Here is a 26,678-nt window from a genome sequence, read left to right as displayed (position 1 = left end):
CGGCGGCCGGCTGGCGTCACCCTCGGTCGGCTGGACAGGCAGGTCCTCGATTGTCCGCCCGCCGGGAACCAATCGGTGACGCCGTCCGACCAATACGGCGATGACAGCCGTGAACGACGACATCAGCGGGTACGCGTTCGCCGCGGGCCGGGGAGACCAGGTCGCGGCGGCGGCGTTCGTGCGGGCGACGCAGCACGACGTACGTCGATTCCTGGCCAATCTGCCCGGGGTCCGGGAGGTCGACGACCTGGTCCAGGAGACGTACCTGCGGGCCTGGCGATCGCTGCCGTCCTTCGCCGGTCGGTCCACGGCACGGACCTGGCTGCTCGCCATCGCCCGGCGGGTCGCCGTCGACCAGGTCCGAGCCGCTACCTGCCGGCCCCGCACCGCCAACCTCGCCGACTGGCAGGCCGCCGCGGAAGCGATGCCGGCAGGGGTGCGCACCGGGGTGGACGAGCAGGTGGTGCTCCACGGGCTGCTCGACGGTCTCGCCGCCGAGCGACGGGAGGCCTTCGTGGCCACGCAGCTACTCGGCCTGTCGTACGCCGAGGCGGCGCACGTCTGTGACGTACCGGTCGGCACAATCCGGTCCCGCGTGGCCCGCGCCCGCGAGGACCTGATCGCGATGATCAGGCCGTCCGTCGTCGACCGTCGGTGCGGGCGCTCCGGCGCCGCCGGCTGACGCCGTCGCGGATCCCCGCCCGCCGCCGACCGGTGGCGCCCTGCCAACGGTGCGATCAGGCGGCGCGGCGCTGGTCGTTGCCGTGCCGCACCTGCGCCGGGTAGGGCGGCAGCAGGCGTAGCGGAGCCAGCTCTTCGGCCTCGTCGAGCCGCAACCGCCAACGGGACTGCTCCGGCCGCTGCCGGTCGCTCGGGTCGGCGGGCTGCCGCGAGCTTCGCGACAGCAGCACGGTGATCAGGTACCCGACCACCAGGAACCCGTGGCTGACCAGCCGTTCCACGGCGACCTGCGCCGCGACGAGGTCGTTGATCGACAGCAGTACGAGGGTGATCACGAAGGCGCTGAGCATCGGCAACAGCCCTGACGGCGAGGTCCGGCGCAGCGCGACGAAGAGGAAACCCGCACCGACCGCCACATTCCAGGCGGCCGACTCGTGCCACAGGTGCTGACCGGTGGCGTGCAGGTGCTCGCCCAACTCGGCCTGGCCGATCTGGGCCAGCCCGAGGACCAGCTGCACCGCGCCGAGCAGCCCCAGCGCGCCCCGCAGTCCGGTGACCACCGTGGCGCGGCCGAAACGCGAGGCCGACCGGCGACCCGTACCGGCGACCAGCTCGCGCCACCGCCGCCGCCGCTTCGGCGGCGGCGGTGCGGCGGCAAGGATCGCCCCGGTCAGGTCCGGCAGTGAGGTCACCACCTGGGTACGCGCCCGCCGGGTCACCCTCGCCGCCGAGTCCAGCCAGGCCCGGCAGCCGACACAGGTCTCCAGGTGCACCCCGGCCGTACGTTGCTCGACCGCGGTCGCCTCACCGTCCAACTGCGCCGACAGGATCTCCCGCCACTGCTCACACCCCATGTACCGGTAGTCGCTCCCCGGCCCGGACTGGTTCCCGGCGGATCAGGCACCGCCCGGTCGGAGTGGCCGAGGGCACCAACCGGCAGGCGGTCAGCGGCCGGGCAGGCTGCCAAGCAGGACGGCGCGCGTCGACCGTTGGATCAGGCCCTCCGCGACGCTACCCAGCAGCCGGTCGCCTAGCCCGTGGCCGTGCCGGCCGACCACCATCAGGTCCACGTCCCGGTCGTCGGCAACGGTCAGCAGCGCGTCGACCGGGTGGCCGCTGACGATCGTGGTGGTGGGCCGGGGCAACCCGTCCGGGAGGGCGGCAACCCGATCTTCGATCATGCGTCGGGCCCGCTCGTGCTCCCGTCGGGCCTCGTCGTCGGTCAGATCGGGGCTGGTAACGGTGACCAGCACCAGTTCGCTGGTGCTCCCGGTGAGGGTGTGTGCGACGGCGCGCAGGGCCCGGTCGGCGTGCGTCGAGCCGTCCACGCCGACCAGCACCCGAAGTCCGGTACCGGTCGGCCCGGACGGCTGGTGGCGGACGTCGACCAGTTGGGGCCGGGCCCGGCCCCGCTCGGCGGCGATCGGTACGAACAGCGGGCCGAGCAGCCCGCCCACCAGGTACCAGAGCAGGCTTCGGTGCCCGCCCCGGGTCACGAAGACCGCCGCGGTTCCCAGGCCGACGGCCAGCCAGAGCACCACCACCAGGACCACGAACCACCACTCAGACACGGCGCATCACGCCACCGGCCGGTCGGTCGACAGGGTCATACCGGCACGACTACCCAGGCAGCCCGAGGGTAGGCCCTCGGTTCGCCGGGACAGGGTTCTGCGGGTGGCGCGTCCGTTGGTGAACGACCGGATGGCGGCGGGCCACCGCGGGCTGGAGCGCGGTGACGCTCACCGGCACGACGGCCCACCCGGCCGACGCTCAGATTGACGGCCGGCGCACCGGGTACCCCGCGCCACGCGGATCTCGGTGGACAGTTTCCGGGCCGTGGGCCGGGCTGGCCTCTCAGGCCACGAGCACGACGGTCATCACGGCGTACGTGCCGAGGAGCACGACCCCCTCGAAGCCGAGCCGACCCCACCCGCCTGCCTGCCGGACCAGCAGCCCGCCGAGCAGGATGGCGGTCATGAACAGGGCGGTGGCGGTGACGAAGAGTTCCTCCCTGCCGGCGGCGTGGTAGATCGATCCGCCACGGTAGGCGACATCTCCGATCACGAGGTTGAGCGCGTCCAGACTGTTGCCGCCGAGGACGGCGGCGATGGCCAGGGTGGGGGCGCCGCGCCGGACGGCGGCCACGGCGGTGACCGTCTCGGGCAGAGCGTTGATCGCGCCCATCAGGCCCGCGCCGACGAAGCCCACGCTGAGGCCGGTGGCCTGGAGCAGATTCTCGGCCGCCAGCGCGATGCCCCACCCGCCGACGGCGACGATCAGGCCGACGGCGACGAACCTCCGCCACAGCCACGCCGAGCTCCGGCGGTCCAGGTCGCCGTGCTCATGGGGGATGTCCGGGAGGGTCTCGGCGGTGGCGACGGCCTGCCAGGGCGGCCTGGCACCGGCCTGCCGGACCAGGTGCAGGCCGCCGAGATAGCAGCCGACCATCGCGTACGAGGCGGGATGCAGCCCGGCGACGGTGGCCTCGGGCGCGAAGCTGCCCAGCAGGGCCAGCGACAGCATGGCGATGAGCAGGGTACCGAAGAGGATGTTCGACAGCGACGCCGCCGCGTGTTCCAGATTGGCCCGGCGGTAGAAGGCGTCGGCCACCGCCACCGCGGTGGTCTGCGCGGCGATGCCGCCGACCGCGTTGCCGTAGCCGAGCTGCGGCTGGTCGCCGGCCGCGGTGACCACCGTCATCACGATCCCGGACAGCGAGGTGGCCAGGCCGAAGAAGACCGCCCCGAACAGCGCCTCACCCCAGCCCGTACGGTCGGCGAGGGTGTCGCCCAGCGCGACCAGCCGGATGCTGCCGAGAACGGTGAACACCCCGGCGACCAGGAAGACACCGATGCTCCAGCTCAGCGGCCACGAAGCCGTCAGCAGGTCCGGCATGCCGCCCGCCCGCGCCGCTGCTCAGCCGGCCGATCGGACGAGGGCCACCGACGGCTCCTCGCCGGCGACGACCGGCGTTGCCGGGCGCGGGTCGACCGGGACGGTGGCTGGGCGGGCCCGGGGCTCGGCCGGCCCGTCGGGGTCGCCGGGCTCGCCGCGCCAGTGGGCGAGCCGGCCGGCCCGGGCGACCGCCCGCAGGCGGCGCTCGGTGCGATCCCGGACGTGCGGCGTGGTCACCACGAGTAGTTGGTCGCCGTGGCGCAGCCGGGTACCCGGGCCGGGCACGAAGGCGGTGCCGTCGCGTACCACGAGGGTGGTCGCGGCTGGCGGAGGCAGCCGCAGCTCGCGGATGTGCACCCCATGCATCCGGGAATCCGGTTCGACGGTGAGATGCAGCAGGTCCGCGTCGATCGCGTCCAGCGGTGCGGATTCGACCTGGAGGTCCGGGCCGAGCCCGGCCGTGCTGAGCCGTAGCCGCTTTGCCAGCCACGGCAGCGTCGGAGCCTGGACCAGGGTGAAGACCACCACCAGCACGAAGACGATGTTGAACAACTGCTCGCTGCCGGGAACCCCGGCCACGACGGGGATGGTGGCCAGCACGATCGGCACGGCACCGCGCAGCCCGGCCCAGGACAGCAGCAACTGCTCCCGCAGCGGAATCCTGAAGGGCAGCAGAGTGAGCAGCACCGACAGTGGCCGGGCGAGTAGCAGCAGCACGGAGCCGATGGTCAGGGCGGGCAGGATCGCGGCGGGCAACTCGCCGGGGTTGACCAGCAGACCGAGCATCACGAACAAGCCGATCTGGGCGATCCAGCCGAGTCCTTCGGCGACCGACACGGTGGCCCGGCGGTGGGCCAGCTGGGCGTTGCCGAGGATCAGCGCGGCGAGGTAGGCGGCGAGGAAGCCACTGGCCTGGGCCGTTCCGGCGGCGGCGAAGGCGAGAATGCCGCAGGCGAAGGTGGCGATCGGGTACAGGCCGGAGGCGGGCAGGGTGAGCCGGCGCAGGAACCACACGCCGGCAGCGCCGATCGCGATGCCGACGGCGCCACCGACGCCGAGCTGGTAGATGATCTGCACGAGCAAAGCCAGCGGGCTGGTCGCGGTCAGGCTGGTGGCGCTGAACGCGAGCACCAGGATGACGGTGGGCGCGTCGTTGAGGCCGGATTCGGCCTCCACCAGCCCGGCCAGCCGCCGCGGTAGCGGCAGGGTCCGCAGCACGGAGAAGACCGCGGCCGCGTCGGTGGACGACACCACCGCGCCCAGCAGCAGGGCCAGCTGCCAGGAGACGTCGAGCAACAGATACGCGCCGAGTGCGGTGACGCCGACGCTGATCAGCACCCCGGCGGTGGCGAGCACCGTCGCCGGGGCCAGTACCGGCCGGATGTCGGAGAACCGGGTGGTCAAGCCGCCTTCGACCAGGATCATCGCGAGGGCGGCCGTGCCTAGGGCCTGGGCCAGGGCGGCGTCGTCGAAGCGCAGGCCGAGCCCATCCTCGCCGAGCAGCAGCCCGACTCCGAGGTACGCCAGCAGCACCGGTACGCCGACCCGGCTGGCGACCCGCGCCGCGGCGACGCTGACCAACACTGTCGCCGCGGCGGCGATCATCAGCAGGTAGACCTGCTCCAGGGTCATCGCCGTACTCGTTCCACGCATCGTCGACCCATGATTCCGCTCCCTCAACCGTCGCGCCGGATCTCGGGAGAACGCCGATCACCCGCCCCCACGGGTCGCGCAGGCACCACCGGCCGGCCGGTCGGCCGACGGTGAGCCCGTGCCACGGTGTGCCCCCCTTCACGTTACCGGTCGGGCAGCCACCGAACGCGCAGCGTGAGCACTCACACCGGTGCGGGCGCCGAACCGCCGCCCGCCGACAGGACCCGGTACCCACCGCGCGACGATGGCTCCCCGGGCCACGCGGACTACGAGACAGCGGGAGTTGGCTGATGAGCGGTGTGACGGCACAGGGGACGGACCGGCTGGGTGCCTGGGAGCGGCTGTCCGCTGCCCCGCTCACCGTGCTGTCGGTGGTGTTTCTGGTGGTGTACGCCGTACCGATCCTGTATCCCGACCTGAGTCCGGCCGGGCGGGCCGCCTGCGCCGCGACGACGGTCGCCGTCTGGTTGCTGTTCTGGGCCGACATCGTCGTACGGCTGTGGCTGGCCACGGATCGGCGACGGTTCGTGCGGGAGCACCTGTTCGATTTCGTGGTGTTGGCGCTGCCGATGCTACGACCGCTGCGCGCGGTGCGCCTGATCATGATCGTGCTGACCATCAACCGCCGGACCGAGGTGTGGGCGCGCGGTCGGCTGGCGGTCTACGTCGCCGCCACCACGGCGTTGCTGGTGCTGGTCTCGGCGCTGGCTGTGTTGGACGCCGAGCGACCTGCGCCGGATTCCAACATCGTCGCCTTCGACGACGCGCTGTGGTGGTCCACGGTCACCATCACCACCGTCGGCTACGGCGACTTCTATCCGGTGACCATGACGGGACGTTTCGTCGCTCTCGGTCTGATGATCGGTGGGATCGGCCTGATCGGTTTCGTCACCGGGTCGCTGGCGACCTGGATCGTCGAGCGTGTATCGGCTGGCGTAGACAAGCCTTCGGCGGCGACCAGCGAGGACGTGGCGGCGTTGCGGTCCGAGATCGTCGCGCTACGGCAGCGCCTCGACGCGGACGAGCGCCAGACCGGGTGAGCGGCTACGCGATCAGGCGTTCCGGCCTGTCAGGAGCAGTTCGTCCCGGAACATTGGAGGTGCCGCGTCCTGCCGGCCGCCGAACGGAGACGGCGGCCCGGGCCGGCGGGACGTGGTTCGTTCTCTGATCCTCGGCGGGGTGACTGTGACGCTCGAACAGTCGGCTGGGACGTCGCGTGCGGACGAACACCACGGCATGTCCGCCCACGAGGTGGTGCTGCTGCTGGCCACGGACCCGCAGCGCGGTCTGGGCAGCGCGGAGGCCAGCCGACGCCTGGAGCGTTACGGCCGCAACGTGCTGCCCGCCGCGGAGGGCGGCGGTGTGCTGCGCCGGATTCTGCGGCAGTTCCACAATCCGCTGATCTACGTGCTGATCGCCGCCAGCGTGGTCACCGCGCTTCTTGCGGAGTACGTCGACTCCGCGGTGATCTTCGCGGTGGTGTTGATCAACGCCGCGATCGGGTACGCCCAGGAGTCCAGGGCCGAGGCGGCGTTGGACAGCCTCCGTTCGTTGGTGCGTACCGAGGCACGGGTGGTCCGTGACGGCGAGGTGCGGGCGATCTCCTCCGACGAGCTGGTCCCCGGCGATCTGGTGCGGCTGGAGGCGGGCGACAAGGTGCCGGTGGACCTGCGGCTGGTCCGGCTGGCCGAGCTGCGGATCGACGAGTCGGCGCTGACGGGTGAGTCGGTGCCGGTGGACAAGCTGGAGGCGGAGCTGCCGGTCGGGACGCCGGTGGTCGACCGGCGCAACATGGTCTGGTCGGGCACCCTGGTCGCGGCCGGCAGCGGCGCCGGGATCACGGTGGCCACCGGCGCCGATACCGAGCTGGGACAGATCCACCGCCTCGTCGGGGCGGCCGAGGTGCTGGCCACCCCACTGACCCGCAAGCTGGCACGGTTCAGCAAGGTGCTGACCGTGGTCATCCTGGTGCTGGCGGCGGTGACCTTCGCGGTCGGCCTGCTCCGAGGCCAGGACGCGGTCGAGACGTTCACCGCCGCCGTCGCGCTCGCCGTGGGGGCGATACCCGAAGGGCTGCCGGCGGCGGTCACGATCACATTGGCCATCGGGGTCACCCGGATGGCCCGGCAGCGGGCGGTGATCCGCCGCCTCCCGGCGATCGAGACGCTGGGCAGCACCACGGTCGTCTGCTCCGACAAGACGGGCACCCTGACCGAGAACCAGATGACGGTCCGGGCGCTGTGGACCCCGGACGGCGGGTACGAGGTGACCGGCTCGGGCTACCAGCCGGAGGGCGAAATCAACGACGATGGCCGCAACAGCGAGGCGCTGCGCTGGACCCTGCTGGCCGGCGCGGGGTGCAACGACGCCCGGATCCGCGAGCAGGACGGCGGGTGGACGCTGGCCGGCGACCCGACCGAGGGCGCGATGCTGGCGGTCGCGGTCAAGGCCGGGATCGACCAGGACGAGCTGGCCGCCGACTACCCACGCCGGGACACCATCCCCTTCGACTCGACCCGGCAGTACATGGCGACCCTGCACGACGAGCGGGCCACGGGCCGCGCGGTGGTGTTGGCCAAGGGCAGCGTCGAGCGGATCGTGCCGATGTGCCGGGCCGAGATGGGTGCCGACGGGGCACTCCGGCCGGTACGCGCCGAAGCCGCCCTCCGCGCGGCCGAGGAACTGGCTGGCCGAGGGCTCCGGGTGCTCGCCACCGCAGTGCGCCCGCCGGACGACGCGGACCACGGCTTCGACGAGTCGTCCCTGCCCGGTGCCCTGGTCCTCACCGGGTTGCAGGCGATGCTCGATCCGCCCAGGAGCGCCGCTGCCCCGGCGATCAGGGCCTGTCACACCGCGGGCATCGGCGTCAAGATGATCACCGGCGATCACGCGGCGACGGCCGGCGCCATCGCCGGTCAACTCGGCCTGCTCGACGAGGGCCGCCGGGAGCGGGTGGTCACCGGCACGGATCTCGACGGGTTGCCCGCCGAAGGGTTCTCCGACGTGGTGGAAGACGCCGCGGTCTTCGCCCGGGTCTCCCCGGAGCAGAAACTCCGCTTGGTCGAGACGCTCCAGCGGCGTGGCCACGTCGTCGCGGTGACCGGTGACGGGGTCAACGACGCCCCGGCCCTCCGGCAGGCGAACATCGGCATCGCGATGGCCCGCTCCGGCACCGAGGTCGCCAAGGAGGCCGCCGACATGGTCCTCACCGACGACGACTTCGCGACCATCGAAGCCGCCGTCGAGGAGGGCCGGGGCGTCTTCGACAACATCACCAAGTTCATCGTCTGGACGTTGCCGACGAACCTGGGCGAAGGGCTGGTGGTCCTGGTCGCCATCGTGCTGGGTGCCACCCTCCCGCTGCTGCCCACCCAGATCCTGTGGATCAACATGACCACTGCGGTCCTGCTCGGTCTGATGCTCGCCTTCGAGCCGAAGGAGGCCGGCATCATGCGACGGCCGCCCCGCGACCCGGGCCGGCCGCTGCTCACCGCCGCACTGACGCTCCGCGTCGTGCTGGTGGCCACGCTGCTGGTGGCCGGCGCGTGGTGGATCTTCCAGTGGGAGCGGTCGAACGGCGCGGATGTCGCGCAGGCGCGTACCGCCGCGCTCAACCTTTTCGTGGTGGTCGAAATGTTCTACCTGTTCAGCTGCCGGTCGCTCACCCGCTCCGCGTGGCGGGTCGGGTTCTTCACCAACCGCTGGCTGCTGCTCGGAGTAGCGGCGCAGGCCCTGTGCCAGCTCGCCATCACGTACCTGCCGCCGATGAACGACATCTTCGGTACCGCGCCCATCGGTGTGGCGGTGTGGCTGCGCATTCTGGGGGTCGGAGTGGTGGCCGCCCTCGTGGTGGCCGTCGACAAGCGGCTGCGCAGGAACCTCGGCTGACCCGTCGAGCCGCCGGCGGATCAGGTCCAGATCGCCTCGGCGATGGTGACCCCGACGAATGCGGCACCGAGGCCGGCCACGACGCTGACCCCGGCGTTGATCAGTGCGGAGCCGCGGTTTCCGTCCTCGAAGAGCCGGACGGTTTCGTAGCCGAAGGTCGAGTAGGTCGTAAGCGCCCCGCACAGACCGACGCCGAGCAGGGCGACCAGCGAGCCGGGCACTGCGCCCGCCGCCGCGCCACCGATCAGGACGCCGAGGACGGACGAGCCCAGCACGTTGACGGTGAAGGTGCCCCAGGGGAAGGAAGAGCCGTGGCGGGTCTGCACCGCCCGGTCCACCAAAAAGCGCAGCGGCGCGCCGAGGGCGGCACCCAGCGCGACGAGGAGCACCGTCATCCGGGGCTCCGCTGCCCGCGCGGGCCGGTCGCCAGCCGGGTCAGGGTCACGCCGACCCGCACCGCCGCGAGAGCGGCGACGAGGGTGCCGGCGAGGTACAGCAGCGCGGTCCGCGCCGCGCCGGCTGCCACCGCCTGCTGCACCTCGACGACGTACGTGGAGAAGGTGGTGTAGCCGCCGAGGACGCCGACGCCGAGAAAGGGCCGGACCAGCCGTGGCGCCGTCCACGCCTCGGTGATCAGCACGATCAGCACTCCGATGAGCAGGCAGCCCGAGACGTTGACGGTGAAGGTGGCCCACGGGAAGCCCTGGGGCGGGTGCGGAAGCGCGATGCTCAGCCCGTGCCGCGCCACCGCACCGACCATGCCGCCGACGGCGATCGCGGCGAGCAGACTTCCGGTGCCGCTCCGCAGTTCCGCACGCTGACGCGGGACGCTGAGGTCGACATCCGGATCGGTGGGCGGTCGCTCCGGCCGCACGGGTCACCCCCTACCAGCACGTGTGCCCTGCAGGCCCAGAGGCCGAGGATAGCGTCGGGCGGGGGGTAGGGTGCGGCGGGTGACCGTGCTGCGTTCCGTGCTGCTGTTCGTCCTGGCCGCGGTTGCCGAGATCGGCGGGGCCTGGCTGGTGTGGCAGGGCTGGCGTGAGCACCGGGGGCTCTGGTTCGTCGCCGCCGGAGTCCTGGCCCTGGGCGCGTACGGCTTCGTCGCCACCTTCCAGCCCGACCCGAACTTCGGCCGCGTCCTGGCCGCGTACGGCGGGATCTTCGTCGTGGGTTCGCTCGCCTGGGGGATGGTCTTCGACGGCTTCCGCCCGGATCGGTGGGACATCACCGGCGCGGCGATCTGCCTGCTCGGCGTCACCGTCATCATGTACGCCCCCCGCGGTGCCTGAGGTCCGGCGCCGGGGACACCCGCCTTCCCCTGGCACCGCTTGAGCCGGCGTAACGGTCCGGACTGCTGTTTCGATGCGCGGGTCGCAGCCTCCCTCAGTGCCGTCACCGATGCCCTGGCCGACGACGCAGCAGCAACACCGCCGCGCCGGCGATCAGGGCGATCAGCACCCCGGCGCCGGCCAGCAGCGCCGTGGTGCCCGATCCGCCGGACGAGTCGTTCGCGGCGGGGCTGGCAGCGGCGGCGGAGGTCGGCGGGGCGGCCGGGGTGGCCGACGCGCTCGGCTCGGGGCTGGCGCTGGGGGCGGGTTCGGCGGTGGCCGCCGGGTCGGCGACAGTGAACTTGTAGGACCCCTGCACCGGGTGCCCGTCGGTCGAGACGACCCGGTAGGCGACGGTGTAGACGCCGTTGGCCAGCGGTGCGTCGATGGCGATCGTGCCCTTCACCCCGGTCACCTCCGGATCAGCGGTCGCCACCGTCTGCTTGTTCGCGTCGCTGAGCGTGATGGTGGTGAACGACGGGTTCAGTTTCTGCATGAACTCCAGGGTGATCTCGGTTGGTGACTTGGTGAGTTCGGCGTCCTGGGCGGGCGTCGCCTTACGCAGCACGTTGTGCGCGTACGCGGGAGCCACCGGCCCGATCAGCATGGCTGCGGCGGTCAACGTGGCGGCAAGGCAGCCGGCGGTGAGCGGCCGGCGGAGACGGATGAGCATGGCGGTCGTTCTCCTCGTCAGTCGAGCAGCTGCTGGCCGATCCACCCGCCCTCCGGGCAACCGGGGGGTATTGCGAACACGGCGGAGCCGATCGGGGTGACCCACTCGTTGAGCAGGTCCCGTTCGGCGAGCCGCCGCTGGATCGGCAGGAACTGGGTCGCGATGTCGGCCTGGTACGACGCGAAGATCAGGCCGCTGTCGGCGGTGCCGTCGGCGGTGGGTACTCCATCGTAGTTGTAGGGGCGGCGCAGGATCCGGAACCGGTCGTCGGTGACGTGTGCCCTGGTCAGATGGGAGAAGTCCGGAATGACTGTCAGTCCGTCGGGGCCGAGCGCGGAGAAGTCGGGCTCGTCGTGCTCGGCGACGCCGGTCAGCGGGGCTCCGGTGCCCACTCGCCGGCCGACGGCCAGCTCCCGGTCGTTGCGGCCGAGCAGGTCCCAGGACTCCAGGTTCATGCTGATCCGCCGCACCACCAGGGTGCTGCCGTGACGCAGCCAGTCCGGCCCGTCCGGCACCCAGACTGCGGTGTCCAGCGGCGCGCCCGGCTTCGGGTTGGCGGTGCCGTCGAGCTGCCCGAAGAGGTTGCGTTGGGTGCGACCGGGCTCGGTTCCGGCGGCCCGCCGGAAGCCCTGCTGCACCCAGCGGACCGTCACGAACGGGCGGCTGTCCTTGATCAGGACCCGTTGGGCGTGCGCGACGGTGATCGGGTCGTCGGCGCAGATCTGGACCAGCAGGTCCCCGCCGGACCAGGCCGGTCGTAGCCGGTCGATCGAGAACGGTGGCAGCTCGGCCACCGAGGAAGGGCGGCGCTCATGGAGTCCCGCGGCGGCGTACAGTCCCGGGCCGAAGCCGAAGGTGACGGTCAGCCGGGCGGGCAGCAACCCCAGCTCCGGCTCGGTGTCGGCGAGCGCCGGCCGTCCCTGGGTGAGCCGGGCGGCGTCGTCGCAGAGCAGGCGCAGCAGCCGGCCGAGGGCGGCCCGGTCGGTGCCGGGGTGCAAGGTGAACGCGACGAATGCGGCGTGCGCCTGTGGTTCGGTGGCGACCCCGGCCTGTCGGTCGCCGTGGAACGGTTCGACCGCCTCGCCGGGCGCCGCCACCTGTTCCGGTGTGGACGCGGGTGCCGGTGCCTCGCCGCGGGCGGCGGCGACCGCGGCGGCACCGGCCAGGGTGCCGCCGGCCGCCAGGGCCCCGCCGGTGAGCAGGCCGCGACGGCTCACCGGCCGGCTGCTCGGGGTCACGGCGCCGGGCTGTGGCTGGCGGACGTGTGCGGCATCGGCTCGCCGTGCCCGGGGGCGTAACTCTCCTGTGCCCCGGTGAACGGCTTCGCCACCGCGGTGAACGTCTGGGTCCGGCCGTCGGCGAAGGTGAGGGTGAAGGTCAGCTCGTCGCCGGCCTTCACCGGCTGGTTGAGGTTCATCAGCATCAGGTGGTCGCCGCCGGGTTCGAACTTGTGCTCGCCGCCGGCCTTGATGACCACACCAGCCTCCTTGGCCTGCATGACCATCTTGCCGTCCTGCATCGCCATCTCGTGCAGTTCCGTCGGGGACACGGTGGTGCTGGCTCCGGTGATGGTGACGTCGGCGTCGGTGTTGTTGACAAGTGTGCCGAAGGCCGCCGTCATCCCCTCGTCGGCCGCCTTCACCCACGGGTCCTGGATGCCCAGCACGCCGGCCTCGGCGCTGGGGACGGCGGAGGCGGAGGCCGACGGGCTGGGCCCGGCCGTCGACGCGTCGTCGGACGATCCGCAGCCGGTCACCGACACGGCCAGGACGACACCGGTGAACAGGACGGCCGGACGCACCAGCCGGTGGGACAGGAAGGTGGGCATGGAAGTTCCCCTCGAAGATCGGCGTTACCAGGTTGGTCGCCGACGCCCCCCACTAAGTTCCACCCCGACCCGTAACCCCCATCACCCTGGGCCAACGGCACGGTGCTCAGTCGGGCGGACGTAGCTCGACCCGGCGTAGCAGCTGGGCGTTGAGCGCCACCACGATGGTGGAGGCCGACATCAGCACCGCCGCGACTGCCGGGCTCAACGTCACACCGGCCCAGGCCAGGACACCGGCGGCGAGCGGCAGCGCGACCACGTTGTACCCGGCGGCCCAGGCCAGGTTCTGGACCATCTTCCGGTACGTGGCCTGGGACAGCCGGATCACCCCGGTCACGCCGCGCGGGTCGGACGAGGCGAGTACCACCCCGGCAGACTCGATGGCCACGTCGGTGCCGGCGCCGATCGCGATGCCCACGTTGGCGCGGGCCAGTGCCGGAGCGTCGTTGACTCCGTCGCCCACCATCGCCACCCGCAGCCCACGCCGTTGCAGCTCGGTCACCGCGTCGTCCTTGTCCGCCGGGAGCACCTCGGCCAGGACCTCGTCCTCGCCGGAGCGGAACCCCAGGTCGGCGGCGACCGCCTCGGCGACCGGGCGGGCGTCTCCGGTGATCATGACGATTTTCCGGATGCCCTGCTGCCTCAGGTCGGCGATGGCCTGCCGGGCCTCCGGGCGCACCTCGTCCTCGAGCGCGAGGGCGCCGAGCAGGTTGGCCTGGTCACCGGAGAGCCGCAGCAGGTACAGCACCGAGGCCCCGCGCCGGGACCACTCCCGTTCGCGGTCGGCGAGGTCCTCGGGGACAGTGGCGTCGAACTCCCGCAGCAGCGCCGGGCCGCCGACGGCGTAGCTCGACCCGTCGACCTCGGCGCGTACCCCGCGGCCGGTCAGCGCGTGGAATCCGTTCGCCGTTCGCCGATCCCGCTGCTGCCCGGCCGCCGCGACGATCGCCCGGGCGAGCGGGTGTTCGCTGTCGGCCTCCACCGCCGCCGCGATGCCGAGCACCTCCCTTCCGGTGAGGCCGGCCGTGCCCGGTCCGGCTGCGTCTGGTCCGGCTACGGCGACGTCGGTGACGGTGTGCTGGCCCCGGGTCAGCGTGCCGGTCTTGTCGAAGAGCACGGTGTCCACACCGCGCATCCGTTCCAGGGCCAGCCGGTCCTTGATCAGGATGCCGCTCTTCGCCGCTACCGCCGTGGACAGTGCGATCACCAGCGGGATGGCCAGGCCGAGTGCGTGCGGGCAGGCGATGACCAGCACCGTCACGGTGCGTACGACTGCTTCGTCCAGGTTGCCCAGCACGGACCAGACCGCGAGGGTGACCACGGCGGTCGCGGTGGCGATGTAGAACAGCCCGGCGGCGAAGCGGTCGGCGAGCACCTGCGCCCGGCCGCTGGACTGCTGCGCCTGCGCCACGAGCCGCTGGATGCCGGCGAGCGCGGTGTCGTCGCCGACCGCCTTGATCCGGACGCGCAGTGCCGCGTCGGTGGCCACCGTGCCGGCCACCACCTGGTCACCGGTCGGTCGGGAGACCGGCCTGGACTCACCCGTGATCATCGACTCGTCCATCTCGGCCCGGCCTTCGACGACCTGCCCGTCCGCCGGAACTCGCGCACCCGGCCGGACCAGCACCACATCGCCGACGCGAAGGTCGGTCGCGGGCACCCGCTGTGGCTGCCCGTCCGGGTCGAGCCGCTCGGCGTCGTCCGGCAGCAGCGCGGCCAGCGCCGACAGTGCCCCCCGTGCCTGGCCGATCGCCTTCATCTCCTGCCAGTGCCCGAGCAGCATGACGGTGACCAGCGCAGCCAGTTCCCACCAGAAGTCGAGGTCGAACGCGCCGAACGAGGTGGCCAGGGACGCCACGTAGGCCACCGTGATCGCCATGGCGATGAGCAGCATCATCCCCGGTGCGCGGTCCCGGATCTCGCGTACCGCGCCCTGGAGGAAAGGCGCACCGCCGTAGCCGAGGATCACGGTGCCGAGCACCGGCCCCACCAGGTCGATCCCGGGGAAGTCCAGCTGGTAGTCGAACCAGTCCATCACCATGTGACTGGTGAGCACGATCGGCACGGTCAGCGCCAGGCTCAGCCAGAACTTGCGGCGGAACACCTTCGGGTCGTGCCCGGCGTGCTTGTCGTGCCGACCGTGCCCGCCGTGCTGCGCTGCGTACTGCTGGGCGTCGGCATGGGACACGTCATCGCCTCCTTACCACCGAATCGCCTCCTCACCACCGACCTTATACCCGGAGGGGGTATTGGATGCGCTTCCTGGTCAGGTCGACGGCGCGGAAGGCTGCCGCAGATGGCCAGGCGGCGACGCCAGGCGCGCGCACATCGCAGTACATGATCGAGTGGCGCTCGGCGGCTGAGGTGCACCGCAGGGCCGCAACAGGAACGGCTGTGTCGGCCATAGTGTGGTGTGACGCATCAGCTCCGGCCGCCGGACGAGGCCCTCTGGTCCTCGATAGCCGCTGGTGAGGAGATGGCCTTCGGGTCGCTCTTCGACCGGTACTCCCGCGCGGTCTACAACCACGCGTTCCGGCTGACCGGATCGTGGTCGGCGGCCGAGGACATCGCCCAGGCACCGACCGGTGGGGCGCGACCAGCCGGTGGCCGCACCGCGACTGGCTACCTGGACCGGTACAGCGGCTGACCACTGAGAGCGGCCCCGAGTTGGTCAGCTACGACGACCGGGGCGCGGAGTTCGACCGACGCCCGCTGTTCCAGCCCGAGGACCAGCTCGACCAGTGCTACACCAGACCGGGTGGAATCGTGATCCACGGCCGGCCGGCCGCGAACTGCCTACCCGCGGAGCAGCGGCAGCGGTAGCTGGTCGGGCGGCCGTCGCCAGGTCAGTTACGTCGTTCCGGGCGCTCGCCGGTCATCGCCGGCCCCCCGCGTGCGGGGGCGGCCGGCGACACCGCGAACGGGTGGCGCAGCCGTCGCATCGCCTCTTCGCTGCCGTCGACGCTGGTGCCCGAGTCCTCGGGCTCGTCGAGGCTGGGCGCGGCGAGAAACAACGCTGAGGCGTATTCGTCGTTCGAAGTCATGCAAAATCCTTCTTGAGGGGGAGCGGGGCGCATCGGTACGCGGGAGATCCCTGCCGCGTGATGCCGTGAAGTCCGGCGCTCGTGCTGGGCCCGATTGCGGTACCCCGGTCGCGGGCGACTGCCCGTCGACACCGACGATACCCGTCTTCGGCCACTCCGACGCGTCCTGGACGGCTACTTCTCGGCACACGACCTCAACGAACGCGATCTCACCGGCCCTCCGTCAGGCGCCGACATAGGCGGCGAGGTGCTCGCCGGTGAGCGTGGACCGGGCGGCGACCAGCTCTGCCGGCGTACCCTCGAAGACGAGCCGGCCGCCGTCGTGGCCGGCACCGGGACCCAGGTCGATGATCCAGTCGGCGTGCGCCATGACCGCCTGGTGGTGCTCGATGACGATGACCGACTTGCCCGAGTCGACGAGCCGATCGAGCAGGCCGAGCAGCTGCTGGACGTCGGCCAGGTGCAGACCGGTGGTCGGCTCGTCGAGGACGTAGACGCCGCCCTTGTCGGCCATGTGGGTGGCCAGCTTGAGCCGCTGCCGTTCGCCACCGGAGAGTGTGGTGAGCGGCTGGCCGAGGCTGAGGTAGCCGAGCCCGACGTCGGCGAGCCGGTCGAGGATGGCGTGCGCGGCCGGGGTGCGCGCGTCACCCGCACCGAAGAACTTTTCGGCCTCGTTCACCGGCATCGCGAGCACCTCGCTGATGTCGCGGTCGCCGAGGTGGTATTCCAGCACCGATGCCTGGAACCGCTTACCCCCGCACTCCTCGCAGGTGGTGGCGACCCCGGCCATCATCGCCAGGTCGGTGTAGATCACGCCGGCGCCGTTGCAGTTGGGGCACGCGCCTTCGGAGTTGGCGCTGAACAGCGCCGGCTTCACGCCGTTGGCCTTCGCGAACGCCTTGCGAATCGGGTCGAGCAGCCCGGTGTACGTCGCCGGGTTGCTCCGACGCGAACCGCGGATCGGATCCTGGCCGACGGACACCACATCCGCACCGGCGGGGATCGACCCGTGGATGAGTGAACTCTTGCCGGAGCCGGCGACGCCGGTGACGGCGACCAGCACGCCCAGCGGGATGTCGACGTCGACGTCGCGCAGGTTGTGTCTCGACGCGCCTCGGATCGGCAGCCGCCCGGTGGCCGTGCGGACAACCTCCTTCAGGGTGGCCCGGTCGTCGAGATGGCGACCGGTGACGGTGCCGCTGCCCCGTAGCCCCTCGACGGTGCCCTCGAAGCAGATGGTGCCGCCCGCGGTGCCGGCGCCCGGCCCGAGGTCGACCACGTGGTCGGCGATCGCGATCGTCTCCGGCTTGTGCTCCACGACGAGAACCGTGTTGCCCTTGTCCCGCAACCGCAGCAGCAGGCCGTTCATCCGCTGGATGTCGTGCGGGTGCAGACCGATGGTGGGCTCGTCGAAGACGTACGTGACGTCGGTGAGCGCCGACCCGAGGTGGCGGATCATCTTGGTGCGCTGCGCCTCGCCGCCGGACAGGGTGCCCGACGGTCGGTCTAGCGAGAGGTAGCCCAGCCCGATCTCCACGAACGAGTCGAGGGTGTGCCGCAGCGCCGCCAACAGCGGCGCGACGGAGGGCTCGGCCAGGGTGCGTAGCCACTGGGCGAGGTCGCTGATCTGCATCGCGCAGGCGTCGGCGATGTTGATGCCCTTGATCTTCGACGACCGGGCCGCCGCGCTGAGCCGGCTGCCACCGCACTCCGGGCAGGCGGTGAACGTCACCGCCCGCTCCACGAAGGCACGGATGTGTGGTTGCATCGCCTCGACGTCCTTGGCCAGGAACGACTTCTGGATCTGCGGGATCAGTCCCACGTACGTCAGGTTGATCCCCTCAACCTTGATCTTGGTGGGCTCCTTGTGGAGCAGGTCGGCGACCTCCCGCTTGGTGTACCTGCGGATCGGCTTGTCCGGGTCGAGGAAACCACAGCCACGGAAGATGCGGCCCTGCCAGCCGTCCATGCTGTAGCCGGGGATGGTGATCGCGCCCTCGTTGAGCGACTTGCTGTCGTCGTAGAGCGCCGACAGGTCGAAGTCGGTGACCCGGCCCATGCCCTCGCAGCGTGGACACATGCCACCGGTGATGCTGAAACTGCGCCGCTCCTTCGTCGTGGTGCCCCCGCGCTCGATGGTGACCGCGCCGCCGCCGCTGATCGAGGCGACATTGAAGGAGAACGCCTTGGGGGAGCCGATGTGCGGCCGGCCGAGCCGGCTGAAGAGGATGCGCAGCATCGCGTTGGCGTCGGTCACGGTGCCGACGGTGGACCGGGCGTTGGCACCCATCCGCTCCTGGTCGACGATGATCGCGGTGGTCAGCCCGTCGAGGACATCGACCTCCGGCCGGGCCAGCGTCGGCATGAAGCCCTGCACGAAGGTGCTGTAGGTCTCGTTGATCAGCCGCTGCGACTCCGCGGCGATCGTCCCGAACACCAGGGAACTCTTGCCCGAGCCGGAAACGCCGGTGAACACCGTCAGCCGACGCTTCGGTAGCTCGACGCTGATGTCGCGGAGGTTGTTCTCCCGCGCACCCTGCACCCGGATCAGGTCGTGGCTGTCGGCGCTGTGCGGCATGGCCGACTGCGATGTGCCCCTCGTTGGCATGCTCATCCTGTCCCAATCTGCCACGGGGGGCCACCCTCGCGGTCCCCCGTCGGCGTCGCTTGACTCGATCCAACCAGCCCAATGCGACGAAAACGTGGCTTCGGCTGGCGTCACCGCGGCCACACCCAGCTGCACGTGACGCCCGCGGTCAGCCGACCTCGTTGATCCGAACCAGGTTTCCCGCCGGATCACGGAACGCGCAGTCACGGACGCCGTACGGCTGCTCGGTCGGCTCCTGGACGACCTCGGCGCCGCTGGACTCCAGCCGCGCGAAGGCGCCGTCGAGGTCGGGGGTGGCCAGGGTGACGGCACCGTACGTGCCCTTGGCCATCATCTCGGCGATGGTACGGCGCTCGTCCTCGGTGACGCCGGGGTCGGCGGCGGGCGGGTGCAGCACGATCGAGGTGCCCGGCTGCTTCTCGGGACCGACCGTGATCCAGCGCATCCCCTCGTACCCGACGTCGTTGCGCACCTCGAAGCCGAGGGTGTCGCGGTAGAAGGCGAGGGCGGCCTCGGGATCGTTCTGCGGGAGGAAGGTGTAGTGAATGGTGATGTCCATGGCGATCACGCTAGGTGCGGCGCCGCGCCCCGCGCTTCTCGATTCCTGATCGGTCTGGTCACCTGTTTCGCCAGGCAGGGCGGTATCCCGATGATCGCGCGGGTGGCCTGGACGCGGTAGGCGCTGGGCGGCACGCCGACCAGCTCCGTGAAGCGGGTGCTGAAGGTGCCCAGCGACGAGCAACCGACCGCGAAGCAGACTTCCGTGACGCCGAGGTCGCCACGGCGCAGCAGCGCCATCGCCCGCTCGATTCGCCGCGTCATCAGGTATGCGTACGGCGGTTCGCCGTAGGCGAGCCGGAACTGACGGCTGAGGTGCCCGGCCGACATGTTCACCCCCCGGGCGAGTGCCTCGACGTCCAGCGGCTTCGCGTACTCCCGGTCGATCCGGTCCCGGACGCGCCGCAGCAGCGCCAGGTCGCGCAGTCGTTGCTCTGGAGCGGGTCGGCCGGTCACCACGGTGATGGTGCCACGGCGCACCGCGGTTGCCCAGCGGGCGGCGGGTCGCCCGGGAGGATCCCCTGCCGGGTCGTCGACACGATCGGCGCCGGTGGGCCCCGGGTGAGAACTATCGTATGCCGAGGGTGGAAATATGACCGAGATCCAGCTCTTCGACGTGTTGGTGGAACTGGCCGACACGCTCGTCGACGAATTTGACATGATCGACTTCCTGCATGTGCTCGCAGACCGGTGTGTGCACCTGCTGGGTGTCTCAGCGGCCGGATTGCTGGTAACCGACCAGGAGAACATCCTCCGGGTGGTGGCAGCCTCCTCCGAACGCGCCCGGCTGCTGGGGCTGTTCCAGCTGCAGACTGACGAGGGGCCATCGGTCGACTGCTTTCGCGCCGGTCGGCCGGTGTCGGTCACCGACCTGCGGGCCGCCGGTCACCGGTGGCCCCGATTCGCCCCCGCCGCGACCGAACTTGGCTTCGCCGCGGTTCACGTCCTGCCCATGCGCCTCCGGTCCGAGATCATCGGTGCCCTGAACCTCTGCGACACCCGGCCGGGTGCGCTCGACGAGGCCAAGATCCGGGTCGGGCAGGCCATGGCGGACGTGGCCACCATCGGGCTGCTCCACCAGCGGGCCGTCCACCAGCGTGACATGCTCGCCGAGCAGTTGCAGGCCGCGCTGGACAGCCGGGTGCTGATCGAGCAGGCCAAGGGTGTCCTCGCCGAACGCCTCCGGGTGGACGTGGGCGAGGCGTTCACGCTGCTACGCAACGGCGCCCGCAGCCGTAACCGGCGGCTGTCCGACCTGGCCCGAGCGGTCGTCAACGGCACCGAGCAGCTGGCTTCCGGTTCGGCCGCGAACCTCTCCGCCTGATCGGGGTGGATCCGACATCTCGACAGAGCCTGAGGGCCGGCCGGGGAGTAGGCTGGCGGTGTCGTCCCGGACCCCGACGGCTTCGACTCGCGTACTTCGCGCAACGCCGTCGAATGAAGGTCCGCAATGACCAGACCGCACGCACCAGCAACGTGCGGTCTGGTCCCGAGATCAACGACCGAATCGTCCAGCTGAGGCCGCTGACCCGCTGCCGTCGCAATCCCGCACGGCCACTATCACCCGCCCGGTACACCCCGGCACCGGTCCGGAGGCCGATGCGCCCGGCGATCCGGCACCGGTGATGCGTATCGGCGGGGACCTGTGCAGCCGTCACTGAACGTCGATTTGCCGGAAGGATCTCGTGAGCACCATCGACTCGACCACCCCACAGCGGCGACCCGGGTCGCCGCGTCGCCGTAGCGACTACGCCGAGCTGTTGAGCCGGGTACGGCAGGCCGGCCTGCTCGACCGCCGCCCGACCTACTACGGGATCAGGATCGCCATCAACGCCGCGCTCGTCGTGGCCGGCTGGACGATATTCGTGCTGCTGGGAGACTCCTGGTGGCAACTGGTCACCGCGGTGTTCCTGGCCGTGATGTTCACCCAGACCGGGTTCATCGGCCACGACGCGGGCCACCGGCAGATCTTCCGGTCCCGGCGGGCCAACGACCTGGTCGGGCTGTTGCACGGCAACCTGGCGATCGGGTTGGCATTCGGATGGTGGGTCGACAAGCACCACCGCCACCACGCCAACCCCAACCAGGAGGGCCTCGACCCCGACATATCGGGCGAAGCCATCGTGTTCACGCCGGCGCAGGCCCGTCTGCGGCGCGGTTTCGGCCGCTTCGTCGCCCGTCACCAGGGCCTGTTGTTCTTCCCGATGCTGCTGCTCGAAGGTCTCAACCTGCACGTGGCCAGCGTCCGGGCGCTGTTCCGATCCGGCTATCGGGAGCGTGGCCGCGAGGCGGTGCTGCTCGGGCTGCACACCGTCGGGTACCTCGCCGTGGTCATCGCAGTGCTGTCGCCGTTGCAGGCGTTGGTCTTCGTCGTCGTCCAGCAGGGCCTCTTCGGGGTCTACCTGGGCCTTGCCTTCGCGCCCAACCACAAGGGCATGCCGATCCTCGCCGCGGACGACGACACGGACTTCTTCCGCCGCCAGGTCCTCACCTCCCGCAACGTCCGGGGCAACCGGCTGACCGACTTCCTGCTCGGCGGCCTGAACCACCAGATCGAACACCACCTGTTCCCCAGCATGCCCCGCGCGGCTCTGCGCCACGCCCGACCGATCGTCCGTGCCTACTGTGCCGAACGCGGCGTGCCCTACCTCGAAACCACCCTCCTCGACTCCTACCGACAGGCGGTGCACCACCTGCACACCGTGGGCCGCAGCGCCCCGCACCCGGACAACCTGGTGGTCTCCGGCGTCTCCACCCCGGCCGCGACGACGCCCGCCCCGGACGACTCGACAGGGAGTACCCGATGAGGATCGCCAAACAGGAGATCGTCGATGTTCTCCGCGGGCGGGGCCAGCAGGCCAGGGCCGACTGGGTCGCGCGCGAACTACCGGATTGTGTGGACACCAGGGAGCACGCCGGTCTGCTCGCCACCCTGCGTCTAGACCCGGCCGATTTCGCGGTCGCGCCGTCCCCTTGAGCGTGAACCGATGGTCGGGGCTCAGGTTCAGCTGGGAACGTCGCAGAGGTGGGACGCAGGGTGGTCAGGGCGCGGGCGACGAGACGGGAGACGTGCATCTTGCTGTTCGCCGCGGTGATCGCCAGGCGTAAGTAGCGCTTGATCCCGCCGATGATGGTCGGCATCGCGTACCCGGTGAAGTCGACACCCCGGCTCGGGTCGACGTGGTCGGTGGCCTTGAGAGGCCCGATCACGGCGGTCTGCGCCGGTCGTCGGTGGCCTTCGCGGCCAGCAGGTCGGTGCCGTGCCGATCAGAGCGGGCGCTGGTGGCACCCGAGCGATTCGCGGACGACATGGCTGTCGGGGCCCGCAGATGCGGTAGTAACGTTGTCCTTGTGCCGCAATATCGGATCAGTGAGGTGGCCGAGCTGCTCGGCGTCAGCGACGACACGGTGCGCCGTTGGGTGACCTCCGGCCGGTTGCCGGCCACCCGCGACACCGCCGGCCGACAGGTCGTCGACGGCGAGATCCTCGCCGGGTTCGCGCGGAGACAGACCGCCGTGGAAGACGCGGGTCGCACGTCGGCCCGCAACCGCCTGGCCGGAATTGTCACTGAGGTGTCCATGGACGGATTGATGGCGCGGGTCGACATGGCCGCGGGCCGATTCCGGCTGGTGTCGCTGATGACCCGCGAAGCCGCCGAGGAACTGGGCCTACGGCCCGGGGTGCTGGCCACGGCCGTCGTCAAGGCCACCACGGTGGTCATCACGACCGGGCAGGCCCACGGATGAGCCGGCTGCGGGCGACCGTCGCCCTGGTCGCGGTGATGGCGTTGGTGACAGGGTGTGCCGGCGGGAGGCCGGCGGTCCCGGCCGGCCAACAGATGGTACGGGTGGCCGCGGCGGCCGATCTCAAGTTCGCGTTGGAGGAGGTCTCGGCGGTGTTGGCGAAGGCCGAAACGCCGGTGCGGTTGCAGACCACCTACGGCTCGTCGGGCACGTTCTACCAGCAGATCAGCAACGGTGCCCCGTTTGACGTGTACCTGTCAGCCGACCTGTCCTACCCCGTCCGGCTGGCCGAGGCGGGGCTTGCCGCCCAGCAGGACGTGTTCGACTACGCGGTCGGCCGGCTGGTGTTGTGGGTTCCGCACGACTCCCCGGCCGACCTCTCGAAAGGGCTGACGGCGTTGGCCGACCCGGCGGTGGGCAAGGTCGCGATCGCCAACCCCGAGCACGCCCCGTACGGCAAGGCGGCGGTCGCCGCGCTGCGCCGCGCCGGCGTCAACGAGCGGATCGAGTCGCGGCTGGTGCTGGGGGAGAACGTGGCGCAGGCCGCGGAGTTCGCTGCCTCCGGCAACGCCGGTGCGTCGGTGATCGCACTGTCGCTGGCGCTGGCGCCGCAACTGGCCGACCGCGGCCAGCACGTCGAGGTGCCGCTGGAGTCCTTCCCCCGCCTGAACCAGGGCGGAGTGGTCCTGGCCGGCGCGGTCGACCGGGCCGCAGCCGTCCGGGTACGCGAGTTCCTCACCGGCGACGACGGAACGGCCATCCTGAGGCGGCACGGCTTCCACCTGCCCGGGTCCTGACCCCGTGGACTGGCAGGCGATCTGGGTCAGCGCACGGTTGGCCGGCCTGACCACCCTGATCCTGCTGCCACTGGCCGTGCCGGTCGCGGCCTGGCTGGCGTCGTCACGCCGCCGGATCGCCGTGGTGGTGGAGGCCGTGATCGCGCTGCCGCTGGTGCTGCCGCCGACCGTGCTCGGTTTCTACGTGCTCACCGCGCTTGGTACGGCGTCACCGTTCGGCCGCTGGTGGCAGCAAACCACCGGGGCGACGCTGGCGTTCACCTTCACCGGCCTGCTGGTCGCCTCCGTGCTGTCCAGCCTGCCATTCGCCGTGCAACCCCTGGTCGCCGCGTTCGCCGGGCTGGACCGGCGGCTGCTGGAGGCATCCGCCGTGCTCGGCCGCGGTCGCGCCGGCACCTTGCTGCGGGTGACGCTGCCGCTGTCCAGGGCCGGGCTGGCCACCGCCACCGTGCTCACCTTCGCCCACACCGTCGGCGAGTTCGGTGTCGTACTCATGGTTGGCGGCAACATTCCCGGTGCCACCCGTACCGTGTCGATCTCCATCTATGACAGCGTGCAGGCGTTCGACTACGCGACTGCGGCGCGGACCAGCGCAGCGATGCTCGGCTTCGCCCTGCTCGTCCTGACCATCCTCTACAGCCTGCGCCGCGGACGAGGTGCCCGATGGCCGCGACCCTGACCGCCCGCATCCGCCGGCACGTGTGCGACCTGTACCTGAGCCTCGACGCCGGCCGCGCACCGGTCACCGTGCTGTTCGGTCCGTCCGGCGCCGGCAAGACCACCCTGCTGCGCTGCCTGGCCGGCCTCGACCGCCCCGAGTCGGGCAGCCACATCCAGTTCGGCGACCAACTCTGGGACGCCGAACGGATCCACCTGCCCACCCGCCGCCGCCGGATCGGCTACCTGTTCCAGGACCACGCCCTGTTCCCGCACCTGTCGGTCACCGGCAACGTCGGCTACGGCCTGCACCACCTGCCCCGCCGGCAGCGCTCCGCCCGTGTCCGTCAGGCCCTCGCCGACGCCGACGCCGCCCACCTGCACGACCGGCCCACCCGTGGCCTGTCCGGCGGCGAAGCCCAACGCGTGGCCCTGGCCCGCGCCCTGGCGACCCGACCACAACTGCTGCTACTCGACGAGCCGCTGTCCGCCCTGGACACCCCCACCCGCACCCGGCTTCGCGGCGACCTGCGACGGCTCCTGCTCGCCGCCGGCATCCCCACCATCGTGGTCACCCACGACCGCACCGAAGCATTGACCCTCGGCGACCACATCGCTGTCGTCATCGACGGCCGCCTGCACCAGCACGGGCCCGTCGAAGAGGTGTTCAACCGGCCCGTCAGCGCCTCCGTAGCCGCCGTCGTCGGCATCGACACCATCCTCACCGGCCACGTCACCGGCCAACTCGGCGACCTCACCCACGTCGACGTCGCCGGCCACACCCTGCACGCCACTTCCCACCGTGACCTGCATCCCGGCGACCGCACCCTGGTCTGCATCCGAGGCGACGACATCGCCCTCGAACTGTCCGAAGCGACCCGCCCCGCCAGCTCGCACAACCAACTGGCCGCCGTCGTCACCGCCGTGAACCCCGACGGTCCCGTCCTGCGGGTCAGCCTCGACGCCGGTATCAACCTGACCGCCTATGTCACCCGACCCACCGGCGAGCACCTCGACCTACGGCGGGGACGCCACGTCACCGCCGCCATCAACGCCACCGCCGTCCACCTCGTCAGGCAGCCGACGAACGGCGGGTGAGCCTTTCCGGGTACGCCGGGACGGCACCTCACCTGCCGCCGGCCCGGTCAGCGGCGGTCCAGCGCCGACTGCAGTCGTCGGATGAGCGTCTTGCGGCCTTTCCCGGCGCGTTCTGCGCGCAACGCCGCCCTGAGTTGGTTGGTGTCGAGGTCACGGACGTGTCGGGTCGCCTCGGCTACCGGCAGCTCCGTGAGCGGCACTGCCGCGGCGCTCCTACGCGCGCGCCTGGCCGGCCCGGTGTTGGCCACGTGTTGCTTGCCGGACTTCGACTCCTTGCGCTTCTTGGTGTCGGTCGCGCGTTGCTGCTTGGCGGAAAGTTGGTTCCATGCCTGCTCGGGGAGGTAACGGTCGGTCTCGCCGTCGTGCCGTGCCCGGGTGGTGCCCTGCCTGTTCCGCCATTTCTGGTCGCCCCAGCGCTGAAGGGACTTCTGGCGTTCGTCCTTCGGGCCCTGGAAGCCGCCGCCGTGCTTCTGGTACTCCTGGGTGAGTAGCTGTGACTTGCGGGCCGACCACTGTCCCGGCCGGCCGCCCCGGTCGGACGCCTTGATCTCTTCCTTGAGCCTCTCCCGTAGCTCGGGCTTCGTGTACCGCGCCATATGCTGCGGATACCCGGCTCAACGCGCCGTACTCCAAGCCGAGCCCGCCAGTCTCTCCATGGCTGTCGCGACCGCGTCCGGATCGACGAGTTGGTGCAGGTGCCGGCATGGCAGGCGTTCGACTCGCCAGCCGCGCTCCCGGGCCTTGTCGTCGTCGCGGTCCTGGCCCGGTGGCGCGAACATGAGATAGCCGCATCCGATGCCGGCGTCCCAGCCGCCGGGGACGGGAATGTGCTGTTCAAAGTAGGAGAGCGGTAGCCGTGGCTGCTCGTCGCAGACCGCCCGCATGGCTTCCGCGTCGGGGTGACAGGTGCCCGACGGCGGTCGCGACGGTCTCGGCGACAACCGGCCAGAACGGCGGCTGCGCGGCGGCGAGATGCAGGAACGACGGCCCCACCGCGCCCGGCAGCCGCCGGGCCACCGGATGCCAGGTCGACGGCCCCACCGGCGGGCTGTGCAGCAGAACGTAGGCGATGCTCATCGTGGCAGCGTAGTCGCGGCGTGACTCGACGGCAGGGCCCCGGAGTAGTCCTTGAATGTCCGGTTGGTTATGGGATGCCGTGTAGTGCCAGGGTTGCGGTGGGGATGGTGTGGGCGCGGCGGGCGCTGGCGGTATTCACCCAGCCGGTG

30 protein-coding genes are annotated in these 26,678 nt (G+C 71.3%); 13 read left to right on the top strand and 17 right to left on the bottom strand.

Going from position 1 to position 26,678, the window contains the following annotated elements:
- Positions 1 to 109: 109 nt before the first annotated feature.
- Positions 110 to 682 carry a sigma-70 family RNA polymerase sigma factor gene (locus ACFHWY_RS23085; RefSeq protein ID WP_416582362.1) on the top strand — a complete coding sequence of 191 codons (573 nt, stop codon included), beginning with the start codon at positions 110 to 112 and terminating at the stop codon, positions 680 to 682.
- Positions 683 to 737: 55 nt separating this feature from the next.
- Here ACFHWY_RS23085 and ACFHWY_RS23080 read toward each other — a convergent pair whose 3' ends face one another.
- The 4 genes from ACFHWY_RS23080 to ACFHWY_RS23065 all read right to left on the bottom strand — a co-directional run bounded on the left by ACFHWY_RS23080 (position 738) and on the right by ACFHWY_RS23065 (position 5,208).
- Positions 738 to 1,535 carry a zf-HC2 domain-containing protein gene (locus ACFHWY_RS23080; RefSeq protein WP_416582337.1) on the bottom strand — a complete coding sequence of 266 codons (798 nt, stop codon included), beginning with the start codon at positions 1,533 to 1,535 and terminating at the stop codon, positions 738 to 740.
- A 90-nt stretch (positions 1,536 to 1,625) separates the two neighbouring features.
- Entirely contained in the window at positions 1,626 to 2,252 is a 627-nt protein-coding gene (locus ACFHWY_RS23075) for a universal stress protein (RefSeq protein ID WP_416582336.1), read from the bottom strand.
- Between the two features lie 283 nt (positions 2,253 to 2,535).
- The gene (locus ACFHWY_RS23070) at positions 2,536 to 3,576 is read right to left on the bottom strand and encodes a sodium:calcium antiporter (protein WP_416582335.1); all 1,041 of its coding nucleotides are present in this window, start codon (positions 3,574 to 3,576) and stop codon (positions 2,536 to 2,538) included.
- A gap of 21 nt (positions 3,577 to 3,597) precedes the next feature.
- Positions 3,598 to 5,208 (bottom strand): potassium/proton antiporter, encoded by a 1,611-nt coding sequence (locus tag ACFHWY_RS23065; RefSeq protein ID WP_416582334.1) that lies wholly within the window; start codon positions 5,206 to 5,208, stop codon positions 3,598 to 3,600.
- A gap of 311 nt (positions 5,209 to 5,519) precedes the next feature.
- Between ACFHWY_RS23065 and ACFHWY_RS23060 the strand changes: the two genes are divergently transcribed.
- Entirely contained in the window at positions 5,520 to 6,269 is a 750-nt protein-coding gene (locus ACFHWY_RS23060; protein WP_416582333.1) for a potassium channel family protein, read from the top strand.
- A 196-nt stretch (positions 6,270 to 6,465) separates the two neighbouring features.
- Positions 6,466 to 9,117, top strand: coding sequence for an HAD-IC family P-type ATPase (locus ACFHWY_RS23055; protein WP_416582361.1), 2,652 nt, complete (start codon positions 6,466 to 6,468; stop codon positions 9,115 to 9,117).
- A 20-nt stretch (positions 9,118 to 9,137) separates the two neighbouring features.
- Here ACFHWY_RS23055 and crcB (ACFHWY_RS23050) read toward each other — a convergent pair whose 3' ends face one another.
- Both crcB (ACFHWY_RS23050) and crcB (ACFHWY_RS23045) read right to left on the bottom strand, forming a co-directional pair.
- Positions 9,138 to 9,512: a fluoride efflux transporter CrcB gene (gene crcB, locus ACFHWY_RS23050; RefSeq protein ID WP_416582332.1), complete on the bottom strand. Its 375-nt coding sequence runs from the start codon at positions 9,510 to 9,512 to the stop codon at positions 9,138 to 9,140.
- On the bottom strand, positions 9,509 to 9,991 hold the full coding sequence (gene crcB / locus ACFHWY_RS23045; RefSeq protein WP_416582331.1) for a fluoride efflux transporter CrcB: 483 nt from the start codon (positions 9,989 to 9,991) through the stop codon (positions 9,509 to 9,511). The genes crcB (ACFHWY_RS23050) and crcB (ACFHWY_RS23045) overlap by 4 nt, the downstream gene beginning before the upstream one ends.
- A 79-nt stretch (positions 9,992 to 10,070) precedes the next feature.
- Here crcB (ACFHWY_RS23045) and ACFHWY_RS23040 point away from each other — a divergent pair, with 79 nt between their 5' ends.
- Positions 10,071 to 10,406, top strand: a complete 336-nt coding sequence (locus ACFHWY_RS23040; protein ID WP_416582330.1) for a YnfA family protein — start codon at positions 10,071 to 10,073, stop codon at positions 10,404 to 10,406.
- Between the two features lie 103 nt (positions 10,407 to 10,509).
- Here the strand turns inward: ACFHWY_RS23040 and ACFHWY_RS23035 are convergent, their stop codons facing one another.
- The 4 genes from ACFHWY_RS23035 to ACFHWY_RS23020 all read right to left on the bottom strand — a co-directional run bounded on the left by ACFHWY_RS23035 (position 10,510) and on the right by ACFHWY_RS23020 (position 15,134).
- Positions 10,510 to 11,118, bottom strand: coding sequence for a copper resistance CopC family protein (locus ACFHWY_RS23035; protein ID WP_416582329.1), 609 nt, complete (start codon positions 11,116 to 11,118; stop codon positions 10,510 to 10,512).
- A 17-nt stretch (positions 11,119 to 11,135) separates the two neighbouring features.
- A complete protein-coding gene (locus ACFHWY_RS23030; RefSeq protein WP_416582328.1) occupies positions 11,136 to 12,335 on the bottom strand; it encodes a Dyp-type peroxidase in 1,200 nt (399 codons plus the stop codon).
- Positions 12,336 to 12,352: 17 nt separating this feature from the next.
- Positions 12,353 to 12,946: a copper chaperone PCu(A)C gene (locus ACFHWY_RS23025; protein ID WP_416582327.1), complete on the bottom strand. Its 594-nt coding sequence runs from the start codon at positions 12,944 to 12,946 to the stop codon at positions 12,353 to 12,355.
- Positions 12,947 to 13,052: 106 nt separating this feature from the next.
- On the bottom strand, positions 13,053 to 15,134 hold the full coding sequence (locus ACFHWY_RS23020) for a heavy metal translocating P-type ATPase (RefSeq protein ID WP_416582326.1): 2,082 nt from the start codon (positions 15,132 to 15,134) through the stop codon (positions 13,053 to 13,055).
- Positions 15,135 to 15,359: 225 nt separating this feature from the next.
- Here ACFHWY_RS23020 and ACFHWY_RS23015 point away from each other — a divergent pair, with 225 nt between their 5' ends.
- On the top strand, positions 15,360 to 15,593 hold the full coding sequence (locus ACFHWY_RS23015; protein ID WP_416582325.1) for an RNA polymerase sigma factor: 234 nt from the start codon (positions 15,360 to 15,362) through the stop codon (positions 15,591 to 15,593).
- A gap of 20 nt (positions 15,594 to 15,613) precedes the next feature.
- Complete coding sequence (locus ACFHWY_RS23010) at positions 15,614 to 15,769, top strand: hypothetical protein (RefSeq protein WP_416582324.1); 156 nt, start codon at positions 15,614 to 15,616, stop codon at positions 15,767 to 15,769.
- A 23-nt stretch (positions 15,770 to 15,792) separates the two neighbouring features.
- Here the strand turns inward: ACFHWY_RS23010 and ACFHWY_RS23005 are convergent, their stop codons facing one another.
- The 4 genes from ACFHWY_RS23005 to ACFHWY_RS22990 form a co-directional block, all read right to left on the bottom strand.
- Positions 15,793 to 15,990 (bottom strand): hypothetical protein, encoded by a 198-nt coding sequence (locus ACFHWY_RS23005; protein WP_416582323.1) that lies wholly within the window; start codon positions 15,988 to 15,990, stop codon positions 15,793 to 15,795.
- A gap of 223 nt (positions 15,991 to 16,213) precedes the next feature.
- Positions 16,214 to 18,568 (bottom strand): ATP-binding cassette domain-containing protein, encoded by a 2,355-nt coding sequence (locus tag ACFHWY_RS23000; RefSeq protein WP_416582322.1) that lies wholly within the window; start codon positions 18,566 to 18,568, stop codon positions 16,214 to 16,216.
- A 178-nt stretch (positions 18,569 to 18,746) separates the two neighbouring features.
- The gene (locus ACFHWY_RS22995) at positions 18,747 to 19,157 is read right to left on the bottom strand and encodes a VOC family protein (RefSeq protein WP_416582321.1); all 411 of its coding nucleotides are present in this window, start codon (positions 19,155 to 19,157) and stop codon (positions 18,747 to 18,749) included.
- Positions 19,158 to 19,162: 5 nt separating this feature from the next.
- Positions 19,163 to 19,612, bottom strand: coding sequence for a helix-turn-helix transcriptional regulator (locus tag ACFHWY_RS22990; protein WP_416582320.1), 450 nt, complete (start codon positions 19,610 to 19,612; stop codon positions 19,163 to 19,165).
- Positions 19,613 to 19,748: 136 nt separating this feature from the next.
- On the opposite strand from ACFHWY_RS22990, the gene ACFHWY_RS22985 reads away from it, so the two are divergent.
- From ACFHWY_RS22985 to ACFHWY_RS22955, 7 genes are all read left to right on the top strand, one after another.
- Positions 19,749 to 20,480, top strand: a complete 732-nt coding sequence (locus tag ACFHWY_RS22985) for a GAF and ANTAR domain-containing protein (RefSeq protein WP_416582319.1) — start codon at positions 19,749 to 19,751, stop codon at positions 20,478 to 20,480.
- Positions 20,481 to 20,841: 361 nt separating this feature from the next.
- Positions 20,842 to 21,963, top strand: a complete 1,122-nt coding sequence (locus ACFHWY_RS22980; RefSeq protein WP_416582318.1) for a fatty acid desaturase family protein — start codon at positions 20,842 to 20,844, stop codon at positions 21,961 to 21,963.
- Positions 21,960 to 22,133, top strand: a complete 174-nt coding sequence (locus ACFHWY_RS22975) for a hypothetical protein (RefSeq protein ID WP_416582317.1) — start codon at positions 21,960 to 21,962, stop codon at positions 22,131 to 22,133. Before ACFHWY_RS22980 ends, ACFHWY_RS22975 begins: the two co-directional genes overlap by 4 nt.
- Positions 22,134 to 22,507: 374 nt before the next feature.
- A complete protein-coding gene (locus ACFHWY_RS22970; protein WP_416582316.1) occupies positions 22,508 to 22,903 on the top strand; it encodes a TOBE domain-containing protein in 396 nt (131 codons plus the stop codon).
- On the top strand, positions 22,900 to 23,697 hold the full coding sequence (modA, locus tag ACFHWY_RS22965; RefSeq protein ID WP_416582315.1) for a molybdate ABC transporter substrate-binding protein: 798 nt from the start codon (positions 22,900 to 22,902) through the stop codon (positions 23,695 to 23,697). Before ACFHWY_RS22970 ends, modA begins: the two co-directional genes overlap by 4 nt.
- Before the next feature lie 4 nt (positions 23,698 to 23,701).
- The gene (modB, locus tag ACFHWY_RS22960; protein ID WP_416582314.1) at positions 23,702 to 24,376 is read left to right on the top strand and encodes a molybdate ABC transporter permease subunit; all 675 of its coding nucleotides are present in this window, start codon (positions 23,702 to 23,704) and stop codon (positions 24,374 to 24,376) included.
- The gene (locus ACFHWY_RS22955) at positions 24,361 to 25,452 is read left to right on the top strand and encodes an ABC transporter ATP-binding protein (protein WP_416582313.1); all 1,092 of its coding nucleotides are present in this window, start codon (positions 24,361 to 24,363) and stop codon (positions 25,450 to 25,452) included. Before modB ends, ACFHWY_RS22955 begins: the two co-directional genes overlap by 16 nt.
- A 47-nt stretch (positions 25,453 to 25,499) precedes the next feature.
- Here ACFHWY_RS22955 and ACFHWY_RS22950 read toward each other — a convergent pair whose 3' ends face one another.
- Genes ACFHWY_RS22950 through ACFHWY_RS22940 form a run of 3 tightly spaced genes read right to left on the bottom strand, consistent with a single transcriptional unit; the run spans position 25,500 to position 26,529 of the window.
- Positions 25,500 to 26,048, bottom strand: coding sequence for a hypothetical protein (locus ACFHWY_RS22950; protein WP_416582312.1), 549 nt, complete (start codon positions 26,046 to 26,048; stop codon positions 25,500 to 25,502).
- An 18-nt stretch (positions 26,049 to 26,066) separates the two neighbouring features.
- On the bottom strand, positions 26,067 to 26,336 hold the full coding sequence (locus ACFHWY_RS22945) for a hypothetical protein (protein WP_416582311.1): 270 nt from the start codon (positions 26,334 to 26,336) through the stop codon (positions 26,067 to 26,069).
- Positions 26,287 to 26,529 (bottom strand): hypothetical protein, encoded by a 243-nt coding sequence (locus ACFHWY_RS22940; RefSeq protein WP_416582310.1) that lies wholly within the window; start codon positions 26,527 to 26,529, stop codon positions 26,287 to 26,289. Before ACFHWY_RS22940 ends, ACFHWY_RS22945 begins: the two co-directional genes overlap by 50 nt.
- Positions 26,530 to 26,678: the final 149 nt, after the last annotated feature.

It is taken from the genome of Micromonospora sp. LOL_024 (assembly GCF_048060415.1).
Classification (GTDB): Bacteria; Actinomycetota; Actinomycetes; order Mycobacteriales; family Micromonosporaceae; genus Micromonospora.
This window is presented reverse-complemented; position numbering and strand designations above follow the sequence as displayed.

Bases quoted from the DNA above. Each gene is read 5' to 3' on its own strand.
- ACFHWY_RS22985 (WP_416582319.1), top strand. From the start codon at position 19,749: ATGACCGAGATCCAGCTCTTCGACGTGTTGGTGGAACTGGCCGACACG.
- ACFHWY_RS22955 (WP_416582313.1), top strand. From the start codon at position 24,361: ATGGCCGCGACCCTGACCGCCCGCATCCGCCGGCACGTGTGCGACCTG.
- ACFHWY_RS22940 (WP_416582310.1), bottom strand. From the start codon at position 26,529: ATGAGCATCGCCTACGTTCTGCTGCACAGCCCGCCGGTGGGGCCGTCG.
- ACFHWY_RS23065 (WP_416582334.1), bottom strand. From the start codon at position 5,208: ATGACCCTGGAGCAGGTCTACCTGCTGATGATCGCCGCCGCGGCGACA.
- modA (WP_416582315.1), top strand. From the start codon at position 22,900: ATGAGCCGGCTGCGGGCGACCGTCGCCCTGGTCGCGGTGATGGCGTTG.
- ACFHWY_RS23070 (WP_416582335.1), bottom strand. From the start codon at position 3,576: ATGCCGGACCTGCTGACGGCTTCGTGGCCGCTGAGCTGGAGCATCGGT.
- ACFHWY_RS23055 (WP_416582361.1), top strand. From the start codon at position 6,466: ATGTCCGCCCACGAGGTGGTGCTGCTGCTGGCCACGGACCCGCAGCGC.
- ACFHWY_RS22975 (WP_416582317.1), top strand. From the start codon at position 21,960: ATGAGGATCGCCAAACAGGAGATCGTCGATGTTCTCCGCGGGCGGGGC.
- ACFHWY_RS22945 (WP_416582311.1), bottom strand. From the start codon at position 26,336: ATGCGGGCGGTCTGCGACGAGCAGCCACGGCTACCGCTCTCCTACTTT.
- crcB (WP_416582332.1), bottom strand. From the start codon at position 9,512: ATGACGGTGCTCCTCGTCGCGCTGGGTGCCGCCCTCGGCGCGCCGCTG.
- ACFHWY_RS23080 (WP_416582337.1), bottom strand. From the start codon at position 1,535: ATGGGGTGTGAGCAGTGGCGGGAGATCCTGTCGGCGCAGTTGGACGGT.
- ACFHWY_RS23025 (WP_416582327.1), bottom strand. From the start codon at position 12,946: ATGCCCACCTTCCTGTCCCACCGGCTGGTGCGTCCGGCCGTCCTGTTC.
- ACFHWY_RS22995 (WP_416582321.1), bottom strand. From the start codon at position 19,157: ATGGACATCACCATTCACTACACCTTCCTCCCGCAGAACGATCCCGAG.
- ACFHWY_RS23000 (WP_416582322.1), bottom strand. From the start codon at position 18,568: ATGCCGCACAGCGCCGACAGCCACGACCTGATCCGGGTGCAGGGTGCG.
- ACFHWY_RS23060 (WP_416582333.1), top strand. From the start codon at position 5,520: ATGAGCGGTGTGACGGCACAGGGGACGGACCGGCTGGGTGCCTGGGAG.
- ACFHWY_RS23035 (WP_416582329.1), bottom strand. From the start codon at position 11,118: ATGCTCATCCGTCTCCGCCGGCCGCTCACCGCCGGCTGCCTTGCCGCC.
- ACFHWY_RS22950 (WP_416582312.1), bottom strand. From the start codon at position 26,048: ATGGCGCGGTACACGAAGCCCGAGCTACGGGAGAGGCTCAAGGAAGAG.
- ACFHWY_RS23005 (WP_416582323.1), bottom strand. From the start codon at position 15,990: ATGACTTCGAACGACGAATACGCCTCAGCGTTGTTTCTCGCCGCGCCC.